Here is a 3,341-nt window from a genome sequence, read left to right on the forward strand (position 1 = left end):
GGCCTCCACCGGCAGCCAGGCCGGCCTCCTCGGCCTCGGCGCGGCCGCGCTGCTCGCCGTCGGCGGCGCGCTGTTCCTCTCGGCCCGCCGCCGCAAGGGCGGGCACGCGTGACGGCGTGACCTCGCGAGGGCGGCCACGCGCAACGGCGTGACCGTCGCGGCACAGCCGAACGGCCGGCCCGGGGCGTCCCCCGGGCTGGCCGTTCCTCTGGGGTGACCGGGCTGCTGTCCCCTGCCGTCCGGTCACGCGCGGAAGCGGGGTCCCACGACGTACGCCGTCGGGCGTCACGTCTCACCGCTCCCGCGGAGCCACGCGTGGTGGTGCGGTCCCGCGCCTGGCCGGCGCGGACACCCCCCTCAACGAAGACCCCCGGGGCCGGTCACGGCCCGGACGGGTGACGAACACCCGGCCGCGCGGTCAGACGCGGCCCCGGCACAGCTCCAGCAGGGTCATCGCGAGGGCGGTGCCGGGCTTGCCGAGGGCGTCGCTGAAGTGCGACAGCACCTCCATCTCCCGCGAGAGGTGCACGCGCCTTCCGCCCGCGCCGATCCGGGCCTCCTGGATGACGGCCGAGACGGCCATCCGCTCCTGGATCAGCCCGATGATCCGGTCGTCGAGGGCGTCGATCCGCTCACGGCAGTCGGCGATCAGCTGCTCGGGGGTGGCGGCGGTGGTGGTGAGGGTGGCGTTCACGGTGTGTCTCCTGTGGTCGTGGCCGACAGGAACGGAAACGCGGAGCGCCCCGGTCCTGTCGGACCGGGGCGCTCTGGGAAGTCAGCGGCTCAAGCGAGCATCACGCGGACCCATGGCGACCGGACCGGCCGGTGCCATAGGTAAAGAGGAAGCTCAGCTGCTTGCGCATGGTGTGGATTATGGACCCCCGACCGCCTCCCGGCCAACCGGGCCCGGATGCTGAGACGCGCCCCGGGCGTGACGTGGGCCTCGGATGGTGCGACAAAGAGGCGGCCGGCGCCACCGGTAGAATCGACAAAACAGCCCCCTCTTCCGCCGGAAGGCCGTCCCGTGCCAGAAGCACCCTCCGCCGCCCACGACAGCGCCCCGGACACGGTCCTCGTCGTCGACTTCGGCGCGCAGTACGCCCAGCTCATCGCCCGCCGTGTCCGTGAGGCCCGCGTCTACAGCGAGATCGTGCCCAGCACGATGCCCGTGGCCGAGATGCTCGCCAAGGACCCGAAGGCGGTCATCCTCTCCGGCGGCCCGTCCTCCGTGTACGAGGAGGGCGCCCCGCGCCTGGACGACGCCCGTGCCCTGTTCGAGTCCGGCGTCCCCGTCTTCGGCATGTGCTACGGCTTCCAGCTGATGGCGACCACCCTCGGCGGCACCGTCGACAACACCGGAGCCCGCGAGTACGGCCGCACCCCGCTGTCCGTCTCCAAGCCCGGCTCGACCCTGTTCGAGGGCACCCCCGAGCACCAGTCGGTGTGGATGTCCCACGGCGACGCCTGCTCCGCCGCCCCCGAGGGCTTCACCGTCACCGCGTCGACGAACGTCGTCCCGGTCGCGGCCTTCGAGAACGACGAGAAGAAGCTGTACGGCGTGCAGTACCACCCCGAGGTGATGCACTCCACGCACGGCCAGCAGGTCCTGGAGCACTTCCTGTACCGGGGCGCGGGCCTGCAGCCCACCTGGACCACCGGCAACATCGTCGAGGAGCAGATCGCGGCCATCCGCGAGCAGGTCGGCGACAAGCGCGCCATCTGCGGCCTCTCCGGCGGCGTGGACTCCGCGGTCGCCGCGGCCCTCGTCCAGAAGGCCATCGGCTCCCAGCTGACCTGCGTGTACGTCGACCACGGCCTGATGCGCAAGGGTGAGACCGAGCAGGTCGAGAAGGACTTCGTCGCGGCCACCGGCGTCCAGCTGAAGGTCGTCGACGCGCAGGAACGCTTCCTGAACGCGCTGGCCGGCGTCTCCGACCCGGAGACCAAGCGCAAGATCATCGGCCGTGAGTTCATCCGCGTCTTCGAGCAGGCCCAGCTGGAGATCCTCCAGGAGGAGGGCCCGGCGGTCTCCTTCCTGGTCCAGGGCACCCTGTACCCGGACGTCGTCGAGTCCGGCGGCGGCACCGGCACGGCCAACATCAAGTCCCACCACAACGTGGGCGGCCTCCCCGACGACATCGAGTTCGAGCTCGTCGAGCCGCTGCGCCAGCTGTTCAAGGACGAGGTCCGGATGGTCGGCCAGGAGCTCGGCCTCCCCGAGGAGATCGTCCAGCGCCAGCCGTTCCCCGGCCCGGGCCTGGGCATCCGCATCGTCGGCGAGGTCACCAAGGAGCGCCTGGACCTGCTGCGCGAGGCCGACGCCATCGCCCGCCACGAGCTGACCGCCGCCGGCCTGGACCGGGAGATCTGGCAGTGCCCGGTCGTCCTGCTCGCCGACGTCCGCAGCGTGGGCGTCCAGGGTGACGGCCGCACCTACGGCCACCCGATCGTGCTGCGTCCGGTCTCGTCCGAGGACGCCATGACGGCCGACTGGACCCGGATGCCGTACGAGGTGCTGGCCCGGATCTCGACCCGCATCACCAACGAGGTCAAGGACGTCAACCGCGTGGTCCTGGACTGCACGAGCAAGCCCCCGGGCACCATCGAGTGGGAGTAGTCTCCCGCGACCGCCGCGCCTGAAGCGAAGCCGCCGTTCCCCCGGGGACGGCGGCTTCGCCGTTCCTATGGCCAGTTGCGGGCCCGGCCGGTACCTTGCGCCGCGACCAGGAGGAGGGGACACCATGCCGGAGCAGCCCGTACCCGAGCCCGTGCCCGTGCACCGGCTGGCGTTCGAGATGCCGCCGGTGCACGCGGACCCGGCCCGGGAGCGCGCGTACCGCAAGGAGCGCCTCGCGGGGGCGCTGCGGCTGCTCGGGCGGCTCGGGTACGAGGACGGGGTCGCGGGGCACGTCAGCGCCCGGGACCCCGAGTTCGAGGACTGCTACTGGGTCAACCCCTTCGGCCGGGCCTTCGCCGGGCTGGGCCCCGAGGACCTGCTGCTGGTCGACGGGGACGGGCGGGTGGTCCGGGGCGGGCGGCGGGTGAACCAGCTGGCGTTCGCCGTGCACGCGGCCGTGCACCGGGCGCGGCCCGCGGTGGTGGCCGTGGTCCGCACGCAGGCCCCGTACGGCAGGGCGCTGGCCTGCCTGGGCGAGCTGCTGGCCCCGGTCAGCCAGGAGGCCTGCGCCTTCTACGAGGACCACGCGCTCCTTGACGAGTACGCGGGGGCGGAGGACCCGGCGCGGGTCGCGCGGGCGCTCGGCCCGTACAAGGCACTCGTCCTGCGCAACCGGGGGCTGCTGACGGTCGGCGGGTCGGTGGACGCGGCGGTGTGGTGGTTC

At 72.9% G+C, this 3,341-nt stretch carries 4 protein-coding genes; 3 read left to right on the top strand and 1 reads right to left on the bottom strand.

What is annotated here, in order from left to right:
- Positions 1-112, top strand: a 112-nt coding sequence (locus VR44_RS49150; protein WP_157880326.1) for an LPXTG cell wall anchor domain-containing protein, incomplete at its 5' end; no start/stop codon positions are given.
- 306 nt (positions 113-418) lie between these two features.
- On the opposite strand, the gene VR44_RS16740 is transcribed toward VR44_RS49150, so the two are convergent.
- On the bottom strand, positions 419-694 hold the full coding sequence (locus VR44_RS16740) for a chorismate mutase (RefSeq protein WP_045948309.1): 276 nt from the start codon (positions 692-694) through the stop codon (positions 419-421).
- A gap of 330 nt (positions 695-1,024) precedes the next feature.
- Here VR44_RS16740 and guaA point away from each other — a divergent pair, with 330 nt between their 5' ends.
- Both guaA and VR44_RS16750 read left to right on the top strand, forming a co-directional pair.
- The gene (gene guaA / locus VR44_RS16745; protein WP_045948310.1) at positions 1,025-2,617 is read left to right on the top strand and encodes a glutamine-hydrolyzing GMP synthase; all 1,593 of its coding nucleotides are present in this window, start codon (positions 1,025-1,027) and stop codon (positions 2,615-2,617) included.
- A gap of 124 nt (positions 2,618-2,741) precedes the next feature.
- Positions 2,742-3,341: class II aldolase/adducin family protein (locus VR44_RS16750; RefSeq protein WP_045948311.1), on the top strand; the 600-nt coding region annotated here is incomplete at its 3' end.

This window comes from Streptomyces katrae, from assembly GCF_000966975.1.
Lineage (GTDB): Bacteria > Actinomycetota > Actinomycetes > Streptomycetales > Streptomycetaceae > Streptomyces > Streptomyces katrae.